Origin of the sequence: Pantoea sp. ICBG 985 (assembly GCF_002928365.1) — a bacterium.
Lineage (GTDB): Bacteria > Pseudomonadota > Gammaproteobacteria > Enterobacterales > Enterobacteriaceae > Pantoea > Pantoea dispersa.
Map to the genome: position 1 here is coordinate 61,570 of NZ_POWM01000006.1, position 26,186 is coordinate 87,755.

At 57.3% G+C, this 26,186-nt stretch carries 24 protein-coding genes; 17 read left to right on the forward strand and 7 right to left on the reverse strand.

Going from position 1 to position 26,186, the window contains the following annotated elements; all coding sequences use genetic code 11:
• Nucleotides 1-2: 2 nt before the first annotated feature.
• Nucleotides 3-752, forward strand: coding sequence for a tRNA1(Val) (adenine(37)-N6)-methyltransferase (locus C1Y42_RS18035; protein WP_104094070.1), 750 nt, complete (start codon nt 3-5; stop codon nt 750-752).
• Here the strand turns inward: C1Y42_RS18035 and nadB are convergent.
• Nucleotides 749-2,356, reverse strand: a complete 1,608-nt coding sequence (gene nadB, locus C1Y42_RS18040; RefSeq protein WP_104094071.1) for an L-aspartate oxidase — start codon at nt 2,354-2,356, stop codon at nt 749-751. The genes C1Y42_RS18035 and nadB overlap by 4 nt on opposite strands.
• Before the next feature lie 442 nt (nt 2,357-2,798).
• Between nadB and rpoE the strand changes: the two genes are divergently transcribed.
• The 11 genes from rpoE (at nt 2,799) to acpS (ending at nt 12,140) form a co-directional block, all read left to right on the forward strand.
• Nucleotides 2,799-3,377, forward strand: coding sequence for an RNA polymerase sigma factor RpoE (gene rpoE / locus C1Y42_RS18045; RefSeq protein WP_010617748.1), 579 nt, complete (start codon nt 2,799-2,801; stop codon nt 3,375-3,377).
• 27 nt (nt 3,378-3,404) lie between these two features.
• A complete protein-coding gene (gene rseA, locus C1Y42_RS18050; protein ID WP_021506518.1) occupies nt 3,405-4,061 on the forward strand; it encodes an anti-sigma-E factor RseA in 657 nt (218 codons plus the stop codon).
• Nucleotides 4,061-5,017: a sigma-E factor regulatory protein RseB gene (gene rseB / locus C1Y42_RS18055; RefSeq protein WP_031279374.1), complete on the forward strand. Its 957-nt coding sequence runs from the start codon at nt 4,061-4,063 to the stop codon at nt 5,015-5,017. Before rseA ends, rseB begins: the two co-directional genes overlap by 1 nt.
• Entirely contained in the window at nt 5,014-5,478 is a 465-nt protein-coding gene (rseC, locus tag C1Y42_RS18060) for a SoxR-reducing system protein RseC (protein ID WP_021506520.1), read from the forward strand. The genes rseB and rseC overlap by 4 nt, the downstream gene beginning before the upstream one ends.
• 218 nt (nt 5,479-5,696) lie before the next feature.
• Nucleotides 5,697-7,496 carry a translation elongation factor 4 gene (lepA, locus tag C1Y42_RS18065; RefSeq protein ID WP_058758277.1) on the forward strand — a complete coding sequence of 600 codons (1,800 nt, stop codon included), beginning with the start codon at nt 5,697-5,699 and terminating at the stop codon, nt 7,494-7,496.
• A gap of 9 nt (nt 7,497-7,505) precedes the next feature.
• Nucleotides 7,506-8,477: a signal peptidase I gene (lepB, locus tag C1Y42_RS18070; RefSeq protein WP_021506522.1), complete on the forward strand. Its 972-nt coding sequence runs from the start codon at nt 7,506-7,508 to the stop codon at nt 8,475-8,477.
• Nucleotides 8,478-8,595: 118 nt separating this feature from the next.
• The gene (rnc, locus tag C1Y42_RS18075; protein ID WP_021506523.1) at nt 8,596-9,276 is read left to right on the forward strand and encodes a ribonuclease III; all 681 of its coding nucleotides are present in this window, start codon (nt 8,596-8,598) and stop codon (nt 9,274-9,276) included.
• A 48-nt stretch (nt 9,277-9,324) separates the two neighbouring features.
• Entirely contained in the window at nt 9,325-10,227 is a 903-nt protein-coding gene (gene era, locus C1Y42_RS18080) for a GTPase Era (protein ID WP_058758278.1), read from the forward strand.
• Nucleotides 10,228-10,230: 3 nt separating this feature from the next.
• Nucleotides 10,231-10,968, forward strand: coding sequence for a DNA repair protein RecO (recO, locus tag C1Y42_RS18085; RefSeq protein ID WP_021506525.1), 738 nt, complete (start codon nt 10,231-10,233; stop codon nt 10,966-10,968).
• Nucleotides 10,969-11,028: 60 nt separating this feature from the next.
• Nucleotides 11,029-11,760 carry a pyridoxine 5'-phosphate synthase gene (gene pdxJ, locus C1Y42_RS18090; RefSeq protein WP_104094072.1) on the forward strand — a complete coding sequence of 244 codons (732 nt, stop codon included), beginning with the start codon at nt 11,029-11,031 and terminating at the stop codon, nt 11,758-11,760.
• Nucleotides 11,760-12,140 carry a holo-ACP synthase gene (gene acpS, locus C1Y42_RS18095; RefSeq protein WP_010617758.1) on the forward strand — a complete coding sequence of 127 codons (381 nt, stop codon included), beginning with the start codon at nt 11,760-11,762 and terminating at the stop codon, nt 12,138-12,140. The genes pdxJ and acpS overlap by 1 nt, the downstream gene beginning before the upstream one ends.
• On the opposite strand, the gene C1Y42_RS18100 is transcribed toward acpS, so the two are convergent.
• From C1Y42_RS18100 to C1Y42_RS18120, 5 genes are all read right to left on the reverse strand, one after another.
• Entirely contained in the window at nt 12,137-12,385 is a 249-nt protein-coding gene (locus tag C1Y42_RS18100; protein WP_010617759.1) for a YfhL family 4Fe-4S dicluster ferredoxin, read from the reverse strand. The two genes, acpS and C1Y42_RS18100, sit on opposite strands and share 4 nt — an antisense overlap.
• A gap of 327 nt (nt 12,386-12,712) precedes the next feature.
• A complete protein-coding gene (locus C1Y42_RS18105; protein WP_233210736.1) occupies nt 12,713-14,134 on the reverse strand; it encodes a glucosyltransferase domain-containing protein in 1,422 nt (473 codons plus the stop codon).
• The gene (locus C1Y42_RS18110) at nt 14,131-15,042 is read right to left on the reverse strand and encodes a glycosyltransferase family 2 protein (protein ID WP_021506529.1); all 912 of its coding nucleotides are present in this window, start codon (nt 15,040-15,042) and stop codon (nt 14,131-14,133) included. Before C1Y42_RS18110 ends, C1Y42_RS18105 begins: the two co-directional genes overlap by 4 nt.
• Nucleotides 15,039-15,401, reverse strand: a complete 363-nt coding sequence (locus tag C1Y42_RS18115) for a GtrA family protein (protein ID WP_058781808.1) — start codon at nt 15,399-15,401, stop codon at nt 15,039-15,041. The genes C1Y42_RS18110 and C1Y42_RS18115 overlap by 4 nt, the downstream gene beginning before the upstream one ends.
• Before the next feature lie 178 nt (nt 15,402-15,579).
• Nucleotides 15,580-16,419 carry a MurR/RpiR family transcriptional regulator gene (locus tag C1Y42_RS18120; RefSeq protein ID WP_021506531.1) on the reverse strand — a complete coding sequence of 280 codons (840 nt, stop codon included), beginning with the start codon at nt 16,417-16,419 and terminating at the stop codon, nt 15,580-15,582.
• Nucleotides 16,420-16,635: 216 nt separating this feature from the next.
• On the opposite strand from C1Y42_RS18120, the gene yfhb reads away from it, so the two are divergent.
• Nucleotides 16,636-17,274, forward strand: a complete 639-nt coding sequence (gene yfhb / locus C1Y42_RS18125; RefSeq protein ID WP_021506532.1) for a phosphatidylglycerophosphatase C — start codon at nt 16,636-16,638, stop codon at nt 17,272-17,274.
• Between the two features lie 57 nt (nt 17,275-17,331).
• Complete coding sequence (tadA, locus tag C1Y42_RS18130; protein WP_071813580.1) at nt 17,332-17,826, forward strand: tRNA adenosine(34) deaminase TadA; 495 nt, start codon at nt 17,332-17,334, stop codon at nt 17,824-17,826.
• Here tadA and mltF read toward each other — a convergent pair.
• Nucleotides 17,823-19,280, reverse strand: coding sequence for a membrane-bound lytic murein transglycosylase MltF (gene mltF / locus C1Y42_RS18135; protein ID WP_021506534.1), 1,458 nt, complete (start codon nt 19,278-19,280; stop codon nt 17,823-17,825). The two genes, tadA and mltF, sit on opposite strands and share 4 nt — an antisense overlap.
• A gap of 270 nt (nt 19,281-19,550) precedes the next feature.
• Here mltF and purL point away from each other — a divergent pair, with 270 nt between their 5' ends.
• From purL to qseG, 3 genes are all read left to right on the forward strand, one after another.
• Nucleotides 19,551-23,441, forward strand: coding sequence for a phosphoribosylformylglycinamidine synthase (gene purL, locus C1Y42_RS18140; protein WP_104094073.1), 3,891 nt, complete (start codon nt 19,551-19,553; stop codon nt 23,439-23,441).
• A gap of 641 nt (nt 23,442-24,082) precedes the next feature.
• Nucleotides 24,083-25,510, forward strand: a complete 1,428-nt coding sequence (locus C1Y42_RS18145; protein ID WP_058770860.1) for a HAMP domain-containing sensor histidine kinase — start codon at nt 24,083-24,085, stop codon at nt 25,508-25,510.
• Between the two features lie 3 nt (nt 25,511-25,513).
• Nucleotides 25,514-26,185, forward strand: a complete 672-nt coding sequence (gene qseG / locus C1Y42_RS18150; RefSeq protein ID WP_104094074.1) for a two-component system QseEF-associated lipoprotein QseG — start codon at nt 25,514-25,516, stop codon at nt 26,183-26,185.
• The last annotated feature ends 1 nt before the right edge of the window (nt 26,186 follow it).

Here is a 26,186-nt window from a genome sequence, read left to right on the forward strand (position 1 = left end):
GCATGTCTCAGCCGCAACCGCCAGCGCGGGCGATGTTAAGAAAAGATGGGTTCACGTTTAAGCAATTTTTTGTCGCGCACGATCGCTGTGCCATGAAGGTCGGCACCGATGGGGTGCTGCTCGGTGCCTGGGCACCGGTGGCAGGCGTACGGCGCATACTGGATATCGGCTGCGGCAGCGGTCTGATTGCGCTGATGCTGGCGCAGCGCACGCCGGATGACGTCAGTCTCGATGCCGTCGAACTGGAGCGCAGCGCCGCCGCGCAGGCGCAGGAGAACGTCGCCGCGTCGCCGTGGGCGCATCGCATCGCGGTGCATGCGCAGGATATCGTCAGCTGGAGTGAGCAGGCAGAAAAACGCTACTCGCTGATTGTCAGCAATCCGCCGTTTTTCACCCCGGGTATGGCCTCAGCCAGCGTCGAACGCGATACCGCGCGCAGCACGGCAACGCTTGATCATCCCACCCTGCTGCGCTGTGCGGCACAGCTGATTGAAGAAGAGGGGCTGTTTTGCGTGGTGCTGCCCGCGGATGTCGGCGAAAACCTGATTGCACTGGCGCGCGCCGAAGGCTGGCATCTGCGTTATCGCTATGATGTAGCACCTTACGCGCAGCGACCGCCGAACCGGCTGGTGCTGGGCTTTTCGCCTGCCGCAGGCGAACTCGTGCAGGAGCGTCTCGCCATTCGTGATGAAGATAAAAGCTACTCGGCGGACTGGCTGAGCCTGGTAACCGATTTCTATCTGTTCCGCTAGGCTACCGGCTGCAGCACCGTTGGCTGTGCCTCGGGCAGCATATGCGGATAGTCGCGGGTGAAGTGCAGCCCGCGGCTCTCTTTGCGCGCCAGCGCACAGCGCACCATCAGCTCTGCCACCTGTACCAGATTGCGCAGCTCCAGCAGATTGTTGGAGAGGCGAAAATGCGCATAGTATTCATCTATCTCCTGCTGTAGCAGCGTAATGCGGCGCAGGGCGCGCTCCAGCCGCTTGGTGGTACGCACGATGCCCATGTAATCCCACATCAACAGCCGCAGCTCGTGCCAGTTGTGCTGAATCACCACCCGTTCATCGGCATCGTCGACGCGGCTTTCATCCCACGCCGGCAGGTGATCGACGGCGTGCATCTGCGGCAGACGGCGCACAATATCTTCGGCCGCCGACCAGCCATACACCAGACACTCCAGCAGCGAATTCGATGCCATGCGGTTAGCGCCGTGCAGACCGGTATAGCTGACCTCACCAATCGCATACAGCCCGTCGACATCGGTGCGACCATGCTGATCCACCATCACGCCGCCGCAGGTGTAATGCGCGGCGGGCACAATCGGAATCGGCTGCTGTGTCAGATCGAGGCCAAACGTCAGCAGCTTGTCATAAATCATCGGAAAGTGGGCACGCACAAAGCTGGCCGGCTGATGGCTGATGTCGAGATACATGCAGTCGACGCCCAGGCGCTTCATTTCGTGATCGATCGCGCGCGCCACGATATCGCGCGGTGCCAGTTCGGCACGCGCATCGAAATCCGGCATAAAGCGCGAACCGTCCGGGTGCAATAGCCAGGCACCTTCGCCGCGCAGCGCTTCGGTCAGCAAAAAGTTTTGCGCCTGCGGATGAAACAGGCAGGTAGGGTGAAACTGATTGAACTCCAGATTAGCCACCCGGCAGCCGGCGCGCCACGCCATCGCGATGCCGTCGCCGGAAGCGACATCCGGATTAGTGGTGTACTGATATACCTTCGCCGCACCGCCGGTGGCCAGCACCACGCTGCGGGCGCGGCAGGTTTCAACCTGTTCGCGATTGCGATTCCAGATCCACGCGCCCACCACGCGCCGCGTTCCGGGCAGGCCAATTTTATCGGAGAGGATTAAATCCACCGCGTTGGCACGCTCAATAACGCGAATATTGGGATGGCTGAGCGCCTGGCTGACCAGCGTGGTTTCGACCGCGCGCCCGGTGGCGTCGGCGCTGTGTAAAATACGGCGATGGCTGTGACCGCCTTCGCGCGTCAGGTGATAGCGCGCATTGCCGTTATCCTGTGGCTCGCGATCAAACGCCACGCCGTTATCGATCAGCCACTGTACGCACGGGCGCGCATTGCTGGCGATAAAATTCACCGTCTCGCGATCGCACAGGCCTGCACCGGCAATCAGCGTATCTTCGACGTGTGATTCAATGCTGTCGTTTTCATCAAACACCGCCGCAATCCCGCCCTGTGCATACAGCGTGGAGCCTTCGCTAATCTGCGCTTTACTCAGCACCGTTACCTGATAATGCGGTGCCAGCCGCAGCGCCAGAGATAAACCGGCCGCGCCGCTGCCGACAATCAGTACATCACAGCTATGATCGGGAATAGGGTTCATGATGTTTAATTTACTAAACAAAAGGTCCCCCGAGCATAAGCCCGGTCGCCGCTGGTGTGAAGTATTTTGAACAAAAAACGCGGGATAATTCGACGCAATAATCAGATTGTAATGCGATTTCAGTAAGTTATGTCTGAAAATAAGCGATTAGTGTTTTTTATACCAAACACGCTGAAAATTCAGGGAATAAAGGTGAAAAATGCGGCGTCATAGGGTACTCTGCCAGCGATTATCGGTGCCGCCAACGACACCACCAGTGCGGTAAGTCGCTACACTGAAAGACCATCAACAACAACGATGTCAGGGCACCGGTACAGAAAATATCAGGTCGTGGTGAACTTCAGGCCAGAACGGGACTCTAAGCGCATGCTTGCTCACAATAAATGAGATGTGCTGGCAGTTCACTTACGCATAAAAGAGATTTGGGGAGACATTACCTCGGATGAGCGAGCAGTTAACGGATCAGGTTCTCGTTGAGCGGGTTCAGAAAGGAGATCAAAAGTCATTTAATTTACTGGTGATCCGATACCAGCATAAAGTGGCGAGCCTGGTTTCACGTTATGTCCCGTCAGGCGATGTGCCTGATGTGGTTCAGGAATCTTTCATTAAAGCGTATCGCGCACTGGAGTCGTTCCGGGGTGATAGCGCCTTTTACACGTGGCTGTACCGCATTGCGGTCAACACCGCGAAGAATTATCTGGTGGCTCAGGGGCGCCGGCCGCCGTCCAGCGATGTGGACGCGATTGACGCGGAAAATTTCGAAAGTGCGGGTGCGCTAAAAGAAATTTCGAACCCTGAGAACTTAATGTTGTCAGACGAACTGAAACAAATTGTTTTTCGGACGATTGAGGCGTTGCCTGAAGATCTGCGTATGGCCATCACCCTGCGGGAACTGGATGGTCTGAGTTACGAAGAGATCGCCGCCATCATGGATTGTCCGGTAGGTACCGTACGTTCACGTATCTTCCGGGCCCGGGAAGCCATTGATAATAAAGTTCAACCGCTTATCCAACGTCAGTGATAACGGCTACTGGAAGGGTACCAAAACATGCAGAAAGAAAAACTTTCCGCTTTAATGGATGGTGAAACTTTAGATAACGAGCTGCTGGCGTCGTTATCGAAGGATGCAGATCTACAAAAAAGCTGGGAGAGCTACCATCTGATCCGCGACACCCTGCGGGGCGATGTGGGCGAAGTGCTGCATTTTGATATCTCCGCACGCGTTGCTGCCGCCATCGAAAATGAGCCGGTGCGCAAAGTGACTTCGTTGATCCCGGAAGCACAGCCGGAGCCGTCGCGCTGGCAGAAAATGCCGTTCTGGCGTCGCGGTGGCGGCTGGGTTGCTCAGGTCACGCAGATTGGTGTGGCGGCCTGTGTGTCGCTGGCGGTGATCGTCGGTGTGCAGCACTACAACAGCTCACCAGCGGGTAGTGCGACGGAAACCTCGGATGCACCAGCCTTTAATACCTTACCGATGATGGGTAAAGCGTCACCGGTCAGCCTGGGCGTGCCGTCTGATGCTTTTGACACCAACAGCTCAAATCAGCAGGTGCAGGAGCAGCGTCGACGCGTGAATGCCATGCTGCAGGATTACGAACTGCAACGCCGTCTGCATGCCGATCAGGTGCAGTTTGAAAGCAATGCGCCGCAACAGGCGCAGGCTAACGTTCCCGGAACTCAGTCGTTAGGAACTCAACAGCAGTAATGAAGCAGCTTTGGTGTGCCGTTAGCCTGCTGGCAGGCAGCCTGCTTTGGTCATCTACCGCCCCGGCGCAGACATCTGCGTCCGGGGCGTTGTTACAGCAGATGGAGCAGGCCAGCCAGAACCTCAACTACGAATTCGCCTATATCAATGTCTCACGTCTGGGCATTGAATCCCTGCGTTACCGCCATGCGGTCATCGACAATCGCGTGTTCGCCCAGCTGTTACAGATGGATGGACCGCGCCGTGAAGTGATCCAGCGCGGCAACGACATCAGCTATTTCGAACCGGGTCTCGATCCGTTCTCGCTGCCGGGCAACCACATTATTGATGCGCTACCGGCGCTGATGTTCGCTGACTTCTCGCGCCTCGGCGATGCCTACGATTTTATTCCGGTAGGGCGTTCCCGCATGGCCGATCAGATGTGCGAAGTGGTGCGCATCGTGTCGCGTGACGGCACGCGTTACAGCTACGTGGTGTGGCTGGACGTCGATACCAAATTGCCGCTGCGGATTGATTTGCTGGATCGCGACGGTGAGACGCTGGAGCAGTTCCGCGTCATCAGTTTTGCCGTTGATGAAGGTGTGCGCAATCTGATGCAGGGGCTGGAAAAAGCCAATCTGCCGCCGTCGCTGTCGTTACCGGCGGGCGACAAAGTGCAGCTCAGCTGGCAGCCAGGCTGGTTACCGGCCGGCATGAAGCTGATTTCGCAAAGCCGGCGTGATATTCCGGCGATGAACAAAACCGTAGAATCCCGTCTGTACAGCGATGGCTTGTTCAGCTTCGCTATTAACATCACGCCTGCCGATAAAAGCAGTTCGCCACAGTCATTGCGCACTGGGCGTCGTACGGTGCAGACCGAAGTGCGCGATAATCGTGAAATTACCGTGGTGGGCGAATTGCCGCCGACCACTGCCAAACGTATCGCGGACAGCATAGATTCAGGTGCCACAAAATGATGAGAGAATGGGCCACCGTGGTGGCATGGAAAGAGGGCGTCGCTACTCTGCATTCGGAAGCGAAAACCTCCTGCAACAGTTGTTCAGCGCGCAAAGGCTGCGGCAGCCATGCGCTCAACCAGCTGGGACCGAAAAACGCCCATGTGATGACCATCGCCAGTCCGGAGCCGCTTCAGCCGGGCCAGCGCATTGAACTGGGCATTCGTGAAAGCAGCCTGCTCGGTTCTGCGCTGCTGGTGTATATGACACCGCTGTTTGGTCTGTTCCTGGTCGCGGGCCTGTTCCAGATGCTGTTCCACAGCGACCTGGCGGCGGCCTGCGGTGCGCTGCTGGGTGGCGTTGGCGGCTTTATTGTTGCCAAAGGGGTTTCCAGCCGGTTTGGCGATCGTGAAGCGTTCCAGCCGGTGATTCTCAGCGTTGCGCTCCCGCCTGATGCGCTACGGGTGGAAAACCACAGTTGATCCCCGTTCAGGCCGCGTATTGCGCGGCCTTTTCATTTCGTCTTAATCGCTGAATTCTGTTGCGATTCCCCGCAGTTCCATTCTTTAACGCGCGGCGTTAACAGTGTAATATGCGTCGTCATTAATGAGGCTGACAGGGTTCCGGGTAAAGCTCACTTGCCTGAATGTGTCTGTGCTCACGTTTTCAACTGATTTTCTACGTGAAGATATTCATATAAATGAAGCACATACGAAATTTCTCCATTATCGCTCACATTGACCACGGCAAATCAACGCTCTCTGACCGTTTGATTCAGATTTGCGGTGGCCTGAGCGATCGTGAGATGGCGGCGCAGGTTCTGGATTCGATGGATCTGGAGCGCGAGCGCGGCATCACCATTAAAGCGCAGAGCGTTACGCTCGATTATCACGCGCCAAACGGTGAAACTTACCAGCTCAATTTTATCGACACCCCAGGCCATGTTGACTTCTCTTATGAAGTTTCCCGCTCGCTGGCGGCCTGTGAAGGGGCATTGCTGGTGGTTGATGCAGGTCAGGGCGTTGAAGCGCAGACCCTGGCGAACTGCTACACCGCCATGGAAATGGATCTGGAAGTGGTACCGGTACTGAACAAGATCGACCTGCCTGCGGCCGACCCGGAGCGCGTGGCGGAAGAGATTGAAGATATCGTCGGCATTGACGCCGCGGATGCGGTGCGTTGCTCGGCGAAAACCGGCGTCGGCGTACCGGATGTGCTGGAGCGTCTGGTGCGGGATATTCCGCCGCCGGAAGGTGATGCGGAAGGCCCGCTGCAGGCGCTGATCATCGACTCCTGGTTTGATAACTACCTCGGTGTGGTGTCGCTGATCCGTATTAAAAACGGCACGCTGCGTAAAGGCGATAAAGTCAAGGTAATGAGTACCGGCCAGGTGTACAACGCTGACCGCCTCGGCATTTTCACGCCAAAACAAATTGACCGTACCGAGCTGAAGTGTGGCGAGGTAGGCTGGCTGGTGTGCGCCATCAAAGACATCCTCGGCGCGCCGGTGGGCGATACCCTGACGCTGCAGCGCAACCCTGCGGATAAAGCGCTGCCGGGCTTCAAAAAAGTGAAGCCGCAGGTGTATGCCGGTCTGTTCCCGGTAAGCTCTGACGACTACGAAGCTTTCCGTGATGCCTTAGGCAAGCTGAGCCTGAATGACGCCTCGCTGTTCTATGAGCCAGAGAGCTCCACCGCGCTGGGTTTTGGCTTCCGCTGTGGCTTCCTCGGCCTGCTGCACATGGAGATCATCCAGGAGCGTCTGGAGCGTGAATACGATCTCGACCTGATCACCACCGCGCCAACGGTTGTGTACGAAGTAGAAACCACTGACGGAGAAGTGGTGTACGTCGACAGCCCATCGAAGCTGCCGCCGCTGAATAATATTGCTGAACTGCGCGAACCGATCGCTGAGTGTCATATGCTGCTGCCGCAGGAGTTTCTGGGCAACGTCATTACGCTGTGTATCGAAAAACGCGGTGTGCAGACTAACATGGTTTACCACGGCAAACAGGTTGCGCTGACCTATGAGATTCCGATGGCGGAAGTGGTACTCGACTTCTTCGACCGTCTGAAATCAACGTCGCGCGGCTATGCGTCGCTGGACTATAACTTCAAACGTTTCCAGACCTCTGACATGGTGCGCGTCGACGTCCTGATTAACTCAGAACGCGTTGATGCGCTGGCGCTGATTACGCACCGTGATAACTCACAGTATCGTGGCCGCGAGCTGGTGGAGAAGATGAAAGATCTGATCCCGCGCCAGCAGTTCGATATTGCGATTCAGGCAGCAATCGGCAACCACATTATCGCTCGCTCAACAGTGAAACAGCTGCGTAAAAACGTCCTGGCGAAATGCTATGGCGGTGACGTCAGCCGTAAGAAAAAGCTGTTGCAGAAGCAGAAAGAAGGTAAGAAGCGAATGAAGCAGGTCGGCAACGTTGAGCTGCCGCAGGAAGCATTCCTTGCCATTCTGCATGTCGGTAAAGACAGCAAATAAGGAACTTTAATGGCTAACATGTTCGCCCTGATTCTGGTGATTGCCACTCTGTTAACCGGCATCATCTGGTGTATCGATCGCTTTAAGTGGGCCCCGGCGCGCCGGGCAAAGCAGGCGGCGGCACAGGCTCAGGCAGGTAATTCGCTCGACAGCAAAACGCTGGCCAAAGTGGCCGCGCAGCCGGGCTGGGTTGAAACCGCAGCGTCGGTGTTCCCGGTGCTGGCGGTGGTACTGATCGTGCGCTCGTTTATCTTCGAACCGTTTCAGATCCCTTCTGGCTCGATGATGCCGACGCTGCTGATTGGCGACTTCATCCTGGTGGAGAAATTTGCTTACGGCATCAAAGATCCGATCACGCAAACCACGCTGATCCCGACCGGCCATCCGCAGCGCGGAGATGTCGCGGTGTTCAAATACCCGAAAGATCCGAGCGTGGATTACATCAAGCGCGTGATCGGTCTGCCGGGTGACAAAGTGGTGTTTGATCCTTACAGCAAAACCCTGACCATCAACCCAGGCTGCGGCACGGGCAAGTGTGACACGGCGCTGCCGGTGACCTATACCAACATTGAGCCGAGCGATTTCATCCAGACCTTCAGCGGCTTTGATGGTAACGAAACCGGCAACGGTTTCTACCAGGTGCCGCAGGGCGAAACGCTGCGGGGCGGCCTGCGTCTTGGCACGCGCAAAGAGACACTGGGCAACGTCACGCACGATATCCTGCTGGTGAATGAAGCGCAGAGCCAGGCGAGCATGTATTATCAGCAGCCGGGTCAGCCGCAGGCCACGTGGATTGTGCCGCAGGGGCAATACTTCATGATGGGCGATAACCGTGATAACAGCGCCGACAGCCGCTACTGGGGCTTTGTGCCCGAGAAGAATCTGGTCGGCAAAGCGGTTGCTATCTGGATGAGCTTTGAGAAACAGGAAGGACAGTGGCCGACCGGCGTGCGACTGAGTCGCATTGGCGGTATTCACTGATTTAAAAACGGTTGGCTTCCTGCGAGTCAGGGAGCCACTGCACACCAAACAGAACGTGCTGGACCTTCAGCCCTGTTTGGTATGCAGAGTCACAGACGCACAGAACAACTGGAATCGCATGAACCCCATCCTCATTAACAAGCTGCAGCGCAAACTGGGCTACACTTTTACTCATCCGGAATTACTGCAGCAGGCTCTGACTCACCGCAGCGCCAGCAGTAAACATAACGAGCGTCTTGAATTTCTTGGCGATTCTATCCTCAGCTATGTGATTGCCAACGCGCTGTATCACCGCTTCCCGCGCGTGGACGAAGGCGACATGAGCCGCATGCGTGCCACGCTGGTACGCGGCAACACGCTGGCCGAAATGGCGCGCGAGTTTGAGCTGGGCGAATGTCTGCGTCTGGGGCCGGGCGAGCTGAAAAGCGGCGGGTTCCGCCGGGAATCCATCCTTGCGGATACCGTAGAAGCGCTGATCGGCGGCATCTTCCTCGACAGCAACATTCAGACGGTCGAGAAGCTGATTCTCGACTGGTACCAGAATCGCCTTGAGCAGATCAGCCCGGGCGATAAGCAAAAAGATCCGAAAACGCGCCTGCAGGAGTATCTGCAGGGCCGTCATCTGCCGCTGCCGTCTTATCTGGTGGTACAGGTGCGTGGCGAAGCGCACGATCAGGAATTCACCATTCACTGTCAGGTGAGTGGGATGGCTGAACCGGTGGTGGGCGTGGGCTCGAGCCGCCGTAAAGCAGAGCAGGCCGCCGCCGAACAGGCGTTAATCAAGCTCGGCCTCGAATAAATTGTCATTTCGCAGCCTCAGCAGTGAGGCTGCCCAATCAGGACCCGAATGAGCGAACTCGAAACATACAGCGGCTTTATCGCGATTGTCGGCCGGCCTAACGTCGGCAAATCCACCTTACTGAACCAGCTGCTGGGGCAGAAGGTGTCGATCACCTCGCGCAAGCCGCAAACCACGCGCCACCGCATCATGGGTATTCATACCGAAGGCGCTTATCAGGCGATCTACGTGGATACACCCGGCCTGCACATGGAAGAGAAGCGGGCGATCAACCGCCTGATGAACCGTGCTGCCAGCAGCTCCATCGGTGACGTTGAGCTGGTAATTTTTGTGGTGGAAGGCACGCGCTGGACGCCTGACGATGAGATGGTGCTGAACAAGCTGCGTGACGGCAAAGTGCCGGTGGTGCTGGCGGTAAACAAAGTCGACAACATCCAGGATAAAAGCATCCTGCTGCCGCACCTGCAGTTCCTCAGCCAGCAGATGAACTTCCTCGAGATCGTGCCTATCTCCGCCGAAACCGGTAAAAACGTGGATGCGATTGCGGAGATCGCCCGCAAGCGCCTGCCGCTGTCGGATCACCACTTCCCGGAAGACTACATCACCGATCGCTCGCAGCGTTTCATGGCCTCAGAAATCATCCGTGAAAAACTGATGCGCTTCCTCGGTGCCGAGTTACCGTATTCGGTAACCGTGGAGATCGAGCAGTTTGTCTCTAACGAGCGCGGCGGCTATGACATCAACGGTTTAATTCTGGTCGAGCGCGAAGGGCAGAAGAAGATGGTGATTGGCAACAAAGGTGCCAAAATCAAAACCATCGGTATCGAAGCGCGTAAAGACATGGAAGAGATGTTCGAGGCGAAAGTCCATCTCGAGCTGTGGGTTAAAGTGAAATCGGGCTGGGCGGACGACGAACGTGCGCTGCGCAGCCTGGGTTATACAGACGACTAATTGATGGAAGGCTGGCAACGCGCCTTTGTGCTGCATAGTCGCCCTTACAGCGAAACCAGCCTGCTGCTCGATCTGTTCAGCGAAAGTCAGGGACGCGTCCGCGTCCTTGCCAAGGGCGCACGCTCGCGCCGTTCCCAGCTTAAAGGCGCACTGCAACCCTTTACACCGCTACTGGTGCGCTGGGGCGGCCGTGGCGAAGTCAAAACCCTGCGTAACGCCGAAGCGGTGTCGCTGGCGCTGCCGCTCAGCGGCATCACGCTCTACTGTGGCCTGTATGTTAACGAGCTGCTGTCGCGGGTGCTGGAGCAGGAAATTCCCTTCTCCGAACTGTTCTTCGATTATCTCTCATGTATCCAGACGCTGGCGGCGGCCAACGGTTCGCCCGAGCCAGCGCTGCGCCGTTTTGAGCTGGCGCTGCTGGGCCACCTGGGCTACGGCGTCGACTTTCTGCACTGCGCCGGCAGCGGCGAGGCGGTCGACGACGGTATGACCTACAGCTATCGCGAAGAGAAAGGCTTTATCGCCAGTCTGGTGGTCAATCAGCGCAGTTTCACCGGCCGCCAGCTGCGCGCGCTGTGGGAGCGCGAATTTCCTGATGCCGACACGCTGCGTGCCGCTAAACGCTTCACGCGCATGGCGTTGAAACCTTATCTGGGCGGTAAGCCGCTGAAGAGTCAGGAGCTGTTCCGTCAGTTTGTGCCGAAAAAACGACCGAACGTGGCAAACGACGAGCGCGGGTGATGCACCTGACAGGCTCCGCGCGTTACACTGCAAACATACTGAACACATTTAAGGATTGTCATGGCTGAGTTGCTGTTAGGGGTCAACATCGATCACATCGCCACCGTACGTAACGCGCGTGGCACAAACTATCCCGATCCGGTACAGGCTGCGTTTGTCGCGGAGCAGGCGGGCGCAGACGGCATTACCGTGCACCTGCGTGAAGATCGCCGTCACATCACCGACCGCGACGTGCGGATTCTGCGCGACACCATTCATACCCGCATGAATCTTGAGATGGCGGTCACCGACGAAATGGTGGGCATCGCCTGCGACATCAAACCGCATTTTGTCTGCCTGGTGCCGGAAAAGCGCCAGGAAGTGACCACGGAAGGCGGCCTTGATGTGGCCGGTCAGCAGGATAAAGTCAACGCGGCAGTCAAACAGCTGAGCGAGGCGGGCATTCTGGTGTCGCTGTTTATCGATGCCGATCAGCACCAGATTGAAGCGGCGGTCGCCAGCGGTGCGCCTTACATTGAAATCCATACTGGCGCCTATGCTGAAGCAGCGGAAGGGCTGGCACGCGATGCCGAACTGGCGCGTATCGCCAGCGCTGCGACCTTTGCCGCCAGCCGCGGCCTGAAGGTGAATGCTGGCCACGGTCTGACGTATCACAACGTCCAGCCGATTGCTGCGCTGCCGGAAATGCATGAGCTGAACATTGGTCACGCGATTATCGGTCGTGCGCTGTTCAGCGGTCTCGCAGCGGCGGTTAGCGACATGAAAGCGCTGATGCGGGAAGCGCGCCGCTAATGGCCATTCTGGGGCTGGGCAGCGATATTGTCGAGATCGAGCGTATCGCCGGCGTAATTGAACGCTCCGGCGATCGTCTGGCGCGCCGCGTGCTGAGCGAAGCTGAGTGGCAGCAGTATCAGGCGCATCAGCAGCCGGTGCGCTTCCTCGCCAAACGTTTTGCGGTGAAAGAGGCGGCGGCAAAAGCCTTCGGCACCGGCATTCGCGGTGGTTTAGCGTTCAATCAGTTTGAAGTGTACAACGATGCGCTGGGGAAGCCTGGCCTGCGCTTCTTTGAACAGGCCAAAGTGATTGCCAGCCAGCTGGGCGTGCAGCATGTGCACGTCACGCTGGCCGACGAGCGCCACTACGCCTGCGCCACGGTGATTATCGAAGATTAAGCGTGCAGCAGCACAAATTTCTCCCACAGCGCGTCGCGACTTTCCACGTGCTGTGGGTCTGAAAGAATAGTGTTATCAATCGGGCAGACGCTCTGACAGGTCGGCTCATCATAATGACCCACGCACTCAGTGCAGCGGTCAGCGTCGATCTGATAGATCGATTCACCCATGCTAATCGCCTGGTTTGGGCACTCAGGCTCGCACATGTCGCAGTTAATGCAGCGCTCAGTAATTATCAGTGCCATGGCATAAGCTCATCAGTTGCTTGTTTTCATTGCATTTTTCATTGTTAGCTCCGCTCTCCGGCGCAAAACGCCTGCTGAAATAGCGCTTTGCAGTGTGATTTTTCAATCGATGCAGGCGTAAACCAGCGGGGCGATCCCCTGAGCGGCACGCATATTATCACGCCGGGTGGCGTTCAAAAAATGACTTAGCGTAGTATAAAGCCGCCAGCAGAAGGTAGCGACTTGGCTGCTGCTAACCGATGTGATGATGTCGCGCCATAGCCAGAAAACCACGCCACGGTGAGCAGGGCCGTTGGCGTGGTTAGCGACATAATAGCGGGGCTGTCTTTATTTTCCCGGTGCCAGCACGTGGGTAGCATCCAGTGTCATACAGTCACCTGGACATTGATCGCTGCCGTAGATTACGGGCGCCTTTGGCAACGAAAACTTCATCGCGTGCTCTTTTTTAATCGCGTCGGCCATACCGGCAAAGGACCATGGCATACCCAGCGAAAGCGAACCAAACTCATCGTATTTTTTGGATTTTGCGATAGTCGGTAAGTTGTCGCTATCGATACGATAATAAAGCTGGCCAGAGTATTCTGCAGGCACGCTCTCTGTGATTGCGCTGCTTAACAACTGATACTCGCGCTGCTGAGGCGTAGAAAAGCCCTTCTGAATATTCAGCATGCATGAGAGCACCGCAATGACGAGGCAAACGATACTGGCAGAAGTAGTTATCTTCAGCTTATTAAAGATCACGAATAAGCCAGCAATGAAGGCTGAGGTGGTGATTAAGGACAGGGCGATAACCGTGCGATAGGCTGCCCAGTCTTCACTAACCAAAAGATTAGGAATGCCCGCCGCGAGCAGGAAAAACAGGAACAGAAAAGCTTTACGCGGTTTGAAATCGGGTGCTTTAACGACGCCGACAGTTATGACTGAACAGGAAATAATTATGCTCACTACAGAGCGCCCGGTATCAAAGTTGCACAGCGCATTTCGCAGCGGTTCAGCGATAAACCAGCTGATTTTTTTCAGCGGCGCTAAGGTAATGTTGGTCCTTGCCAGAACTTCATTAAACAGCACGAGCGGCAGGACTTTCGCCAGCACCAGCGCCATCAGCATACCGAACCCCAGCATCAACATCAGCTTTATGACTGCGCTGCGCTGATAGTTATCTTTTATCATGCCCAGATCGAGCCATGCAAAAAATAAAAAGCTCATGGCTGCAGGTTGGTAAATCGCAAAGGAAAGCGTCAGGCAAATAGCTGACAGGAGCACGCGGATCAGGCCTTTGTTGGCGGCCAGCGTCGAATAACTGATACCCGCCAGCAGCACTGATAGCACATAAGGAAAGCAGACTGTCCAGCCAACAAAAACCTGAAATGAAGGCAGCAGACAAATCAGCGACGCAAAGGCCAGACGCTGCACCGCACTGTCGAAAATATTGCGGCGTTCCAGAAAGCGGATGAGATATCCACCAAGTAAAATCAGGCTTAATAATGAGAGTGCACGGAGCCAGGTCAGATCCTGCACGTCATCAATCAGAAAAGCGAAGAAATAGCGTATAGCACCATAGAAAGGTCGGCCCGATAAGATATCCCATTTGAAAATACTGAATGCATCGGTAGTGGATGCGTATAAATAGAACCAGTCGTCGGAAAATCCGTATGTTGATAAATAAACCGGGCTGTAGCCGATCAGTAAAGCGACAGCCAGTATGAGATACAGCATGAATGGGTTACGATCTAAAACTGTTTTTTTCATTTCCTGCTCTTAATAACGTAGCGTGGTCTTTGTTTGGACTCAATGTAGATTCGGCCAATATATTCGCCCAGAACACCGATGCCGATAAGTTGCACTCCACCCAAAAAAAGAATGGAAACCAGCAACGAAGGGTAACCCGCCACCGGATTGCCCCAGAGCAGTTTATCGATGATCATCCAGAATCCATAAAGAAAGGAGAGTAAAGCGACGCTACCGCCGATGTAACTCCAGATGCGTAAGGGGAAGGTTGAAAAACTGGTTAATCCTTCTAACGCCAGATTCCACAATTTCCAGCCATTAAATTTCGACACCCCTGTGACGCGTTCAGCCCGATCATATTCCACAATCGCTGTTTTACCGCCAACCCAGGATAAAATGCCCTTCATGAACAGATTCCTTTCCGGCAGGCTTTTTATATGTTCTACCGTCTCGCGCGATAGCAGACGAAAATCGCCAACGTTTTCCTCTATTTTCGGCGAGCTGATTTGGTTGTGAAAGTGATAAAACCACTCGGCTGTTTTACGTTTTACATGCCCATCGGCACTGCGATCTTTCCGTTTAGCCAGAACCACATCGGCACCCGCTTGCCAGCGTTCAACCAGTTGATGGATAACGGCGATGGGATCCTGCAGATCAACATCAATCGGGATAACCGCGTCGCCGGTGGCATGCTCCAGTCCGGCAAACAACGCGGGCTCTTTGCCGAAATTGCGGGTGAATGACAGCGCAATGACCAGCGGATCCGAGATGGCCAGGGCATTGATGATGTTTTCGCTGCCATCGCTACTGCCATCATTGATAAAAACAATTTCCACCTGATAGCCGGCTAATTCATGACGAACCGCCTGATAAAAGAGCGGAATGGTTTCCTCTTCATTGAAGACGGGCACGACGAGAGACAATTTCATTTTACTTCCCTGAAAACGATGTAATTAGAGTAGATGAAGCCGCAACCCAGGCTAATAAAGGAAAAGAGTATCAGGGTAACCACCGGGGAAAGCGTGCAGGCGTCGGCCATCCAGCCAACCAGCGCCGCCATGCCTCCCATAAAGCTGACATAAAGCAGGTAACGCAAGGGCGTGGCTGCAGAAGAGAAGGTCCAGCGGGCATTAGCAAAAAAGGAAAACGTCACCGCAACGCAGAATGCACCAAAGTTTGCCATAGCCTGACCTGACTCGAACAGCTTGAGAATAAGCGCAAACACCGTCCAGTGAATCGCGGTGTTGATAACGCCAATTCCTGCATAACGGGAAATAAGTTTCAGCATGACGAGAGAGATGAGTAAATTTGCCCTGATCATATACATCGGAAATTATCCTGCAAGCCCGATGCTGAAAATGCGTTTAATCGGGCCGAAAAGGATAGCGACAGGCAACAAAATCATTGCCCCGCCCGATGATCAATTTCGGGCTAAGGCAGGGGGGAATATCCTGATCATGGGGCAATCAGACCAGCTTTTTCACCAGCTCCTCGCTGTGACGAATATGGCTGGAGGCGCGTTCCGGATCGTTCTGCACCAGCGCCATAAACAGCAGATCGGTCAGCGCCAGCTGGGCGCTGGTGGAGGAGATGGCCGCACTGCGCGTGCTCTGCTCCTCGGCGACGGTATACAGGCAGACCGTGGCGCACTGCTGCAGCGAATTCGGGGTAAAGCCGGTGAACGCCAGCACATCGGCGCCAATCGCCGCCGCTTCCTGCGCCGCGAGGTTGATCTCGCGACGTTCGCCGGTGTAGGAGATTGCCAGCAGCACATCGCCGGGTGCCATCGCCTGAACGCTGGCCAGCAGCGCGTGCATGTCCTGCTCGGCGACGGCGTTGATGCCAATCTTCATCAGCTTCCACGAAAAATCTTTCGCCACCAGCCCGGAAGCGCCAATGCCGACCAGCAGAATGCGGTTGGCGTTTTTCAGCAGCTGCAGCGTTTCCGTGAGTTTCTCTTCGCTGTTGATATCCAGCGTGGCGCGAATCGCCGAAATTTTTTCCGTCAGCAGCTTTTCGCCGACAACTTTAAGCGGATCGTCACTCAGAATGTGGTTGTGCACGGTGATGGCATCGCGGTCGGCCAGCGACTCACTCAGCGCCAGCTTCAGCGCCGGAAAGCCTTTGTAACCCAGTTTCTGGGCGAACTTCACCACGCTCGACTGGCTTACGCCTGACTCTTCCGCCAGTTTTTGTGAACTCAGATGCCGTGCCCGATCAGGCTGCGACAGCAAAAAATCCGCCAGCCGACGCTCGTTCAGCGCCAGGCGTGGGTAGAGCTGGCGAATTCGCAGCAATGAACTCATGTCCGATCCTTAATCCATAGTCCCGCACACAGCTTAGCCGCTCGCGGAAGGAAATGTCTGGCCAGGAATGTCAGATGACATCGCGCCGACGCAGAGAATAAACTATTCAAATGGCATTGTAGCCACTGGAATTAAAAATGACAGCTTTCGCCCCGGCGCGCGATGCTGGCTACACTGTAGAGCAGGTATCGCCGCGTTTAGAAAAAGGAGTCGGGTTTGACAAAGGGTTCGCATCGCCGCGTAGTATTTTTTGACCTGGACGGCACGCTGCATCAGCAGGACATGTTTGGCACATTTATGCGTTATCTGCTGCGCCGCCAGCCGCTCAATCTGGTGCTGGTGGTGCCGCTGCTGCCGGTCATCGGCATGGGTATGCTGATAAAGGGCCGCGCTGCGCGCTGGCCGATGAGCCTGCTGCTGTGGGCTATCACCTTTGGCCATCGTGAGGCCACGCTGCGCAAGCGTGAGGCCGAATTTGCCCGCTGGTTTCGCGAGCGCGTTACCGCGTTTCCGGTGGTGCAGCAGCGGCTGACTGACTACCTCAGCAGTGAAGACGCCGATGTCTGGCTGATTACCGGCTCGCCGCAGTCGCTGGTGGAGCAGGTCTATTTTGATTCCGCGTTTCTGCCGCGCGTGAAGCTGATCGCCAGCCAGATGAAACCGGGCCGTGGCGGCCGGGTATTAGCCATGCGCTGTCTTGGCCATGAAAAAGTGGCGCAGCTCGAGGAAAAAATCGGTACGCCGCTGCAGCTATACAGCGGCTACAGCGACAGCAAGCAGGATAACCCGCTGCTGTTTTTCTGCCAGCACCGCTGGCGCGTGACGCCGCGCGGTGAACTGCAACAGCTGGAGTGAATCGCAGCTGGATTCCGTCTATAATGCGCCGCCTTGTTAATCCGCAGGAGTTGCCCGTTGAACCCACAAACTGATGAATACTGGATGCGCCACGCGCTTGAACTGGCGCGGCGTGCGTGGGAGCAGGGCGAAGTGCCGGTCGGTGCGGTGCTGGTGCAGGGTGACAGAGTGATTGGCGAGGGCTGGAACCGGCCGATTAGCCAGTGCGATCCCACCGCGCATGCCGAGATTATGGCGCTGCGTCAGGGCGGAAAAGTGATTGATAATTACCGGCTGCTCGACACCACCTTATACGTGACGCTGGAGCCGTGCGTGATGTGTGCAGGTGCCATGGTGCACAGCCGGATTACCCGTCTGGTCTATGGCGCGAAGGATGAGAAAACCGGTGCCGCCGGTTCGCTGCTGGATGTGATCGGCCATCCGGGCATGAATCATCAGATCGAGATTGCGCATGGCGTGCTGGCCGAGGAGTGCGCCACGCTGCTGAGCGACTTCTTCCGTATGCGCCGCGAACAGAAACGTGCGCAGCGGCAGGCGCTGCGCGCCGATTAGTTCATCGCAATCTTTGGTTCGACGGCCGGATAACCGGCACCGAGTTCCGCTTCCAGCGCCGACTGCTGCGCCAGCCGTTTCTCCTGCTCCTGCAGATAGCCTACCAGGCTGATCTGATACTTACGGATGTTCTCAACGTAGTTATAAGCTTCGTGGCCGCGCGCATAGCCGTATGTGGTCTGCGCGTAATAGCGCTTCTGGCTCAGCATCGGCAGGCGCAGCTTAACGTCGGCCCAGCTGTCCGGATTGCCACCCTGTTTGAGGGTCAGCCGGCGTGCATCCAGCATATGTGCGTAGCCCATGTTATAGGCCGCCAGCGCAAACCAGATGCGTTCATCTTCCGGAATGGTCTCCGGCACTTTTTCCATCATGCGCCGCAGGTATTCGCTGCCGCCGCGAATGCTCTGTTCCGGATCGAGACGATCGTTCACGTCGAGGCTGTCAGCGGTATTGCGCGTCAGCATCATCATGCCGCGCACGCCGGTGGGCGAGGTCGCCTGCGGATTCCAGTGCGACTCTTGGTAGGAAATCGCCGCCAGCAGGCGCCAGTCGATACTGGACGCGTACTTCTCAAACAGCGGCTTGATATCCGGCAGCGTGTTATCAATTGCGCGCAGGAAGGTGCGGGTATCGACATAATCAAAGGTGCCGACGTGGCCGAGATACTTCTCTTCCAGCCGCGCCATGGTGCCTTCTTCCCCCATCTGACTGTAGAAGTCGAGCATGGCGGCGTTCAGGCTATCGTCATCGTTACGTGGCAGATACCAGGTCACCGGCTCTTCATCGGTAATATCAAACGCCACTGCCAGCTGTGGATGGATACGCTGCAGCAGGCCGATGGTCACCGAATCCCCCACGGTATAGTCGAGCTTGCCGTCGGCGACCGCTTCCAGCAGCGCTTTCTGGCCCATATCGGTGGAAATGGCCCAGTCGAGATCGGGATAGCTGTCCGCTTTGGCGGAACGTAACGTTGACAGATAGGCCGAACCGGACTGCACAATCAGCCGGCCTTTCAGATCACCAAGGTTTTTGGGCCGCGGTTTGTCGATGCGATACACCAGCTGCTGCGACACGGAATAGTAGCTCGGGCCACTCTGATAACGGCTGAGGCGCTCGCTGTTGTAGATCAGCCCGGCGGCCAGCAGGTCGGCTTTGCCGTCGTCGAGATCGTCAAACAGGTCGCCGAGGTTGGGCCGCACCGTGACTTCCAGCTTCACGCCAAGATAATCGGCGAAGCGCTTCGCCAGCTCGTAGTCCATACCGGCTGGTGCATTATTGATGGTGTAGTAAGTCAGCGGCGAGTTGACGGTACTGATGCGCAACACTCCCCGCGATTTGATCTGTGATAACGCGTCTTTTCCGCCCCCGTACCAGGGGATGGACGGCCACAGCGCCAGCGCAAGCAGCACGGTGATCAGACCGATAAACAGATAATTTAATTTCAGGCGTTTCAAATAGTTGTCTCGTAATGGCTCACAGGCCTCTGTCTTTTAAAGGCAGTATTTATGTTGTTTTGCACTCCCAGAGCGAGGGGCATTTTGCGCAACAAAGCGCAACAGGGCAACTTATATAGCAAGATTTGCGCAAAATTCAGGCAAATCCTGAGGCTCAGTTTTTCTGCGCAAACGGTTTCGTAACCCGTGCCATTTCTCTATAATACCGCCCGTTTTCCCTGTTGCGCCCCATGAAGCGTCGCCCGGCGCTTCGAAGACGAGAGATCTTTAATGATGGAAATTCTGCGTGGTTCGCCCGCTCTGTCGGCATTTCGTGTAAACAAACTGCTGACCCGCTTTCAGGACGCTCATCTGCCGGTGAGTGATATTTACGCCGAGTACGTCCATTTCGCCGATGTCAGCGCACCGCTCAGCGCGGAACAGCAAGCCCGCCTGCAGCGTCTGCTGAAATACGGTCCTTCTCTCGCCGAACATGCGCCACAAGGGCGTCTGTTGCTGGTGACGCCGCGTCCCGGCACCATTTCTCCCTGGTCATCGAAAGCCACCGATATCGCCCACAACTGCGACCTGCCACAGGTATTGCGCCTGGAGCGCGGTCTGGCCTTCTATGTACAGGCACCGCAGCTGACTGACGCGCAGTGGCAGCAGCTGGCCAGCCTGCTGCACGACCGCATGATGGAAACCGTGTTCACGGAGCTCAGCGCGGCAGAACAGCTGTTCGCGCATCATGAGCCGCAGCCGCTGAAAAGCGTAGACGTGCTGGGCGGAGGGCGCGAGGCGCTGGAACAGGCTAACCGCACGCTCGGCCTGGCGCTGGCCGATGACGAAATTGATTACCTCCTCGATGCCTTCACCAGACTGGGCCGCAATCCGAACGACATCGAGCTCTATATGTTCGCTCAGGCGAACTCCGAGCACTGTCGTCACAAGATTTTTAACGCCGACTGGATTATCGACGGCGAAAAACAGCCGAAGTCGCTGTTTAAAATGATTAAAAACACCTTTGAGCAGCATCCGGAACACGTCCTGTCGGCGTATAAAGACAATGCCGCGGTGATGGAAGGCTCCGAGGTCGGGCGTTTCTATGCGGATGCGCAGCAGGGCGAATACGAGTTCCATCAGGAAGCCGCGCATATCCTGATGAAGGTGGAAACCCACAACCACCCGACGGCCATTTCGCCATGGCCGGGCGCCGCCACCGGTTCCGGCGGGGAAATCCGTGACGAAGGCGCCACCGGACGCGGCGCGAAGCCGAAAGCGGGTCTGGTCGGCTTCTCGGTTTCCAACCTGCGTATTCCCGGCTTTGAACAGCCGTGGGAAGAGGATTTCGGCAAGCCGGATCGCATTGTTACCGCGCTGGATATCATGACCGAAGGCCCGTTAGGCGGCGCCGCGTTTAACAACGAATTTGGTCGCCCGGCGCTGAACGGCTATTTCCGTACTTATGAAGAGCAGGTCAACAGCCATAACGGCGTTGAGCTGCGCGGCTATCACAAGCCGATCATGCTGGCCGGCGGCATTGGTAACATCCGCGCCGATCACGTGCAGAAGGGTGAAATCGTGGTTGGCGCGAAGCTGATCGTGCTGGGCGGTCCGGCGATGAATATCGGCCTTGGCGGCGGTGCGGCGTCCTCGATGGCGTCCGGCCAGTCGGATGCCGATCTTGACTTCGCCTCTGTGCAGCGTGACAACCCGGAGATGGAGCGTCGCTGTCAGGAAGTGATTGACCGCTGCTGGCAGCTGGGCGAAGCCAACCCGATTCTGTTTATTCACGACGTTGGTGCCGGTGGCCTGTCTAACGCCATGCCGGAGCTGGTGAGCGACGGTGGCCGCGGCGGCAACTTCAACCTGCGCGACATCCTCAGCGATGAACCAGGCATGAGCCCGCTGGAAGTGTGGTGTAACGAGTCGCAGGAGCGTTATGTGCTGGCGGTTGCGCCGGATAAACTGGCGCTGTTCGACGAGCTGTGCCAGCGCGAACGTGCGCCGTATGCGGTGATTGGTGAAGCGACCGAAGAGCAGCACCTGAACCTTGCCGACAGCCACTTCGATAACAAACCGATCGACATGCCGCTCGACGTGCTGCTGGGTAAAACGCCAAAAATGACGCGCGACGTGGCCAGCCAGCAGGCTAAAGGTGACGCGCTGGTGCGGGACGGCATTACCATTGCCGATGCGGTAAACCGTGTGCTGCACCTGCCAACCGTGGCGGAGAAAACCTTCCTGGTGACCATCGGTGACCGCAGCGTAACCGGCATGGTGGCGCGCGATCAGATGGTCGGGCCGTGGCAGATCCCGGTGGCGAACTGCGCCGTGACCACCGCCAGCCTTGACAGCTACCACGGCGAAGCGTTTGCCATGGGCGAACGTGCGCCGGTAGCGCTGCTGGATTTCGCCGCGTCCGGCCGCCTGGCGGTGGGCGAAGCGCTGACCAACCTGGCCGCGACCGCGATCGGTTCGCTGAAGCGCGTGAAGCTGTCGGCAAACTGGATGGCTGCAGCCGGTCACCCGGGCGAAGACGCTGGCCTGTACGCCGCGGTAAAAGCGGTGGGCGAAGAGCTGTGCCCGGCGCTGGGAATCACCATTCCGGTGGGTAAAGACTCCATGTCGATGAAAACCCGCTGGCAGCAGGGCACTGAACAGCGCGAAATGACCTCGCCGCTGTCGCTGGTCATTACGGCTTTTGCACGCGTTGAAGATGTGCGTCGCACCGTGACGCCACAGCTGCAGCCGGAAGGCGACAACCTGCTGCTGCTGGTGGATCTCGGCAACGGTGCTAACACCCTCGGCGCCACAGCGCTGTCACAGGTGTATCGTCAGCTGGGCGACAAACCGGCCGACGTGCGCGATGCCGCGCAGCTGGCTGGCTTCTTCAATGCAATTCAGACGCTGGTCAGCGAGCAGAAACTGCTGGCTTACCACGACCGCTCGGATGGCGGTCTGCTGGTCACGCTGGCTGAAATGGCCTTCACCGGCCACTGCGGTGTTGAGGCGGATATCGCCGCGCTGGGCAGCGATGCGCTGGCAGCAATGTTTACGGAAGAGCTGGGCGCCGTACTGCAGATTAACGCTGCCGACCGCGCGGCCGTGGAAAAAGTGTTTGCCGATCACGGTCTGAGCAGCAATGTTCACGTCATCGGTAAAGCGTTGCCGGGTGACCGTTTTGTTATCCGCTCCGGCGACAGCGCGGTATACAGCGAAAGCCGTACCACCCTGCGTACCTGGTGGGCTGAAACCACCTGGCAGATGCAGCGCCTGCGCGATAACCCGGCCTGTGCCGATCAGGAACATGAAGCGAAGAAAGACGATAACGATCCTGGCCTGAACGTGCAGCTGACCTTCCGTCCGGAAGAGGATGTGGCGGCACCGATGATCGCCACCGGCGCGCGTCCGCGCGTTGCCGTGCTGCGCGAGCAGGGCGTAAACTCGCACGTTGAGATGGCCGCTGCCTTCCACCGCGCAGGCTTTACCGCGGTTGACGTGCACATGAGCGATCTGCTGGCGGGCCGTCGTGGTCTGGAGGAATTCCACGCACTGGTCGCCTGTGGCGGCTTCTCCTACGGCGACGTGCTGGGTGCGGGCGAAGGCTGGGCGAAATCGATTCTGTTCAACAGCCGCGTGCGTGACGAGTTTGAAAACTTCTTCCATCGTCCGCAGACGCTGGCGCTGGGCGTGTGTAACGGCTGCCAGATGATGTCGAATCTGCGTGAACTGATTCCGGGCAGCGAGCTGTGGCCGCGCTTTGTGCGTAACCAGTCCGAGCGCTTTGAAGCACGCTTCAGCCTGGTGGAAGTGGCCGCCAGCCCGTCACTGCTGCTGGACGGCATGGTCGGTTCTCGCATGCCGATTGCCGTCTCGCACGGTGAAGGTTTTGTTGAAGTACGTGACGGTGCGCATCTGGCTGAGCTGGAAGCGAAAGGGCTGGTGGCGCTGCGCTTCGTCGATAACTTCGGTAAAGTCACCGAGACCTATCCGGCGAACCCGAACGGCTCACCAAACGGCATCACCGCCGTGACCAACGAAAGCGGTCGCGTCACTATCATGATGCCGCATCCGGAGCGCGTATTCCGCACCGTCAGCAATTCGTGGCACCCGGCGGAGTGGGGCGAAGACAGCCCGTGGATGCGGATTTTCCGCAACGCGCGCAAGCAGCTGGGTTAAACCTGAATCCTGTCTCTTACCGGTGCCCATTCACGAGCACCGTGCAAAGGCCGCTCAACGCGGCCTTTTTTATTTTTTGTCGCGTGGGCACTGCTCTCGATCCGCTGTGATTCGCTGACATCTGTGGCATGTCGGAAAATGACGACAATCCCATAACTGAACTGTCGCTAAAAGGTGACATTTAAATCGTTGTTTTTTATGGGAGCGAAGTTAGCGCGTTAAAGCCGTTGCTAATCGGCGACACTTTTTCCAGACCAGCCGGTCCGAAAGCGTCGTTAATTCCCTCTCTGAGCTGGCAGTATGCTGATTAACAAGGCTATTTATTTTCTGGCACGATAGTTGCTATACTCATTACGTTGCTCATTCTCCTGTCTATGATTGCCCCGCACTGCGGTTGAGCTCATAAAATATCGAATGACGCACCAAACGGAGCCTGCCGTCCACCCAACCGATAATCGCTTGCTTTGCAACGTTATCAAGCACCGGACGCAACGTTGAGTTAGGCTCCACCTATTTTGCAGGCGATGCTGCGGCGTCGCTCTCACGGCAGGCCAAAAGGCCTGCCGTTTTCGTTTTCAGCCTTTCTTACCTTGCCGGACTTCGCTAGCATGCCTGCAACTCACCTCAAAGGAAGCGCGGTTGTGAAGAGATGGCGTCTGTTTCCCCGATCCCTGCGGCAACTGGTTTTAATGGCCTTTCTGCTGGTGCTGCTGCCGCTGCTGGTGCTGGCATGGCAGGCATGGGAAAGCCTTTCAGCATTGAGTAATCAGGCGGCGGACACCAACCGCAACACCTTCACCGACGTGCGTCGCAGCGAGGCGATGGCGCGTACGGCGCTGGAGCTGGAGCGTAGCTATCGCCAGTATTGCGTGCTGGGCGATGCCAGTCTGGCACGCCTGTATCAAACGCAGTGGAGCCGCTACGGCCAGATGCTCAGCAGCCATGCCGCCAGCCTGCCCGATTTGCCAACGTTCAAAATATTGCAGAGCGCGCTGCCGCAGCTGGAAAAGCTGCAGTGTGATAACGGCAATCTGCTGGCACCGGCGGCGAGCGCGCTGGAGGCGTTCTCCGCCGCCAACACCCGCATGGTGCAGGCCACGCGTGAAGTGGTGTTTTCACGCGGCCTGCAGCTGCAGCGCGAAATTGCCGATCGCGGCCAGTTTTTTGGCTGGCAGGCGCTGATACTGTTTTTAATCAGTCTGGTGCTGGTACTGCTGTTCACCGGCATGATTATCGGCCCGGTTAAGCGCGTCGAACGCATGATCAACCGGCTGGGCGAGGGCAAAACGCTGGGCAATAGCGTCAGTTTTCGCGGGCCACGCGAAATTCGCTCGCTGGGACAGCGCATTGTCTGGCTCAGCGAACGTCTTAGCTGGCTGGAGGCACAGCGGCATGAGTTTCTGCGCCACCTGTCGCACGAACTCAAAACGCCGCTGGCCAGCCTGCGCGAAGGCACCGAACTGCTGGCCGACCAGGTTGCCGGCCCGCTCAATGCGGAGCAGCAGGAAGTTGTCGCCATTCTCGACACCAGCAGCCGTCATCTGCAGCGGCTGATTGAACAGCTGCTCGACTACAATCGCCGGCTGGCGGAGAGTCCAATGCGGCTGGAACCGGTGGCTATCGACGCTATCATTGATAGCGTCGTCAGGGTGCACTCACTGCCCGCCAGCGCGCGCCAGATGCATACGCATATCGATCTGCAGGCCCGCTATTGTCTGGCGGAACCGACGCTGTTGCAGCGGGTGATTGATAACCTCTACTCGAACGCCGTGAACTACGGTAGCGAATCCGGTAACATCTGGCTGCAGAGCCAGCAGAAGGGCAACCAGGTGTGGATTGAGGTGGCGAACACCGGCACGCCGATTCCGGCTGAAGAGCAGGCGATGATCTTTGAGCCCTTTTATCAGGGGAGCCAGCAGCGCAAAGGGCCGGTGAAAGGCAGCGGGCTGGGATTAAGCATCGCCAAAGATTGCCTGCGCAGGATGCAGGGTGATTTACAGTTGGTCACGCGCACGGACGCGGACGTCTGTTTTCGTATCATTTTGACTACCAGCGCCGGGAATGCCTGATTAATGAAACTCACATCCAGCCGATTTCTCGTCGGCGCACTGATCGTCATCGGCCTGAGCGCCTGTCAGGCGCCACCGCAGAGCAGTACGCCGCGCGGTGCGGTGAACCTGCCGGAGCCGGACGTGCGCCTGGCGGATTATCTGGCCACCGATTGCCAGAATGTCTGGCAGATTGAAGCACCGGCGGCCATGAGCAATCCACTTTACTGGCAGCGCGCTATCGACTGCGGTGAGCGGCTGTCGGCGGCCGAAGCGCGGGCGGAAGCGCGGCGCTGGCCGGTACAGAACTGGGCGCGCGCCTTTAAGCAGGGCATCCTGCTGGCGAACGGCAACGTGACGCCGGTGGAGCGCCGTCAGTACGTTGATACGCTCGACAGCTACAGCGCGGATTATCCGGCGGCGGTGCGTCCGCTGCTGCATCTGTGGCGCAGTAACCAGGCCGCGCAGCTGGAGCTGAGCGAGGCGCGCGGCCGCTACGCCGCGCTGCAGCAAAGCAATGACGCCGAACTGGATCGCCTGCGTCAGCAGCAAACGCAACTGCGGCAAACGCTGGACGATACCCAGCGTAAACTGCAGCGACTGACTGACATCGAGCGTCAGCTGTCATCGCGCAAAGCGCCGGACAGCGGCGACAGCACACACGGTGCCAGCGATGCCCAAAGCGAGGAGCAGTAAC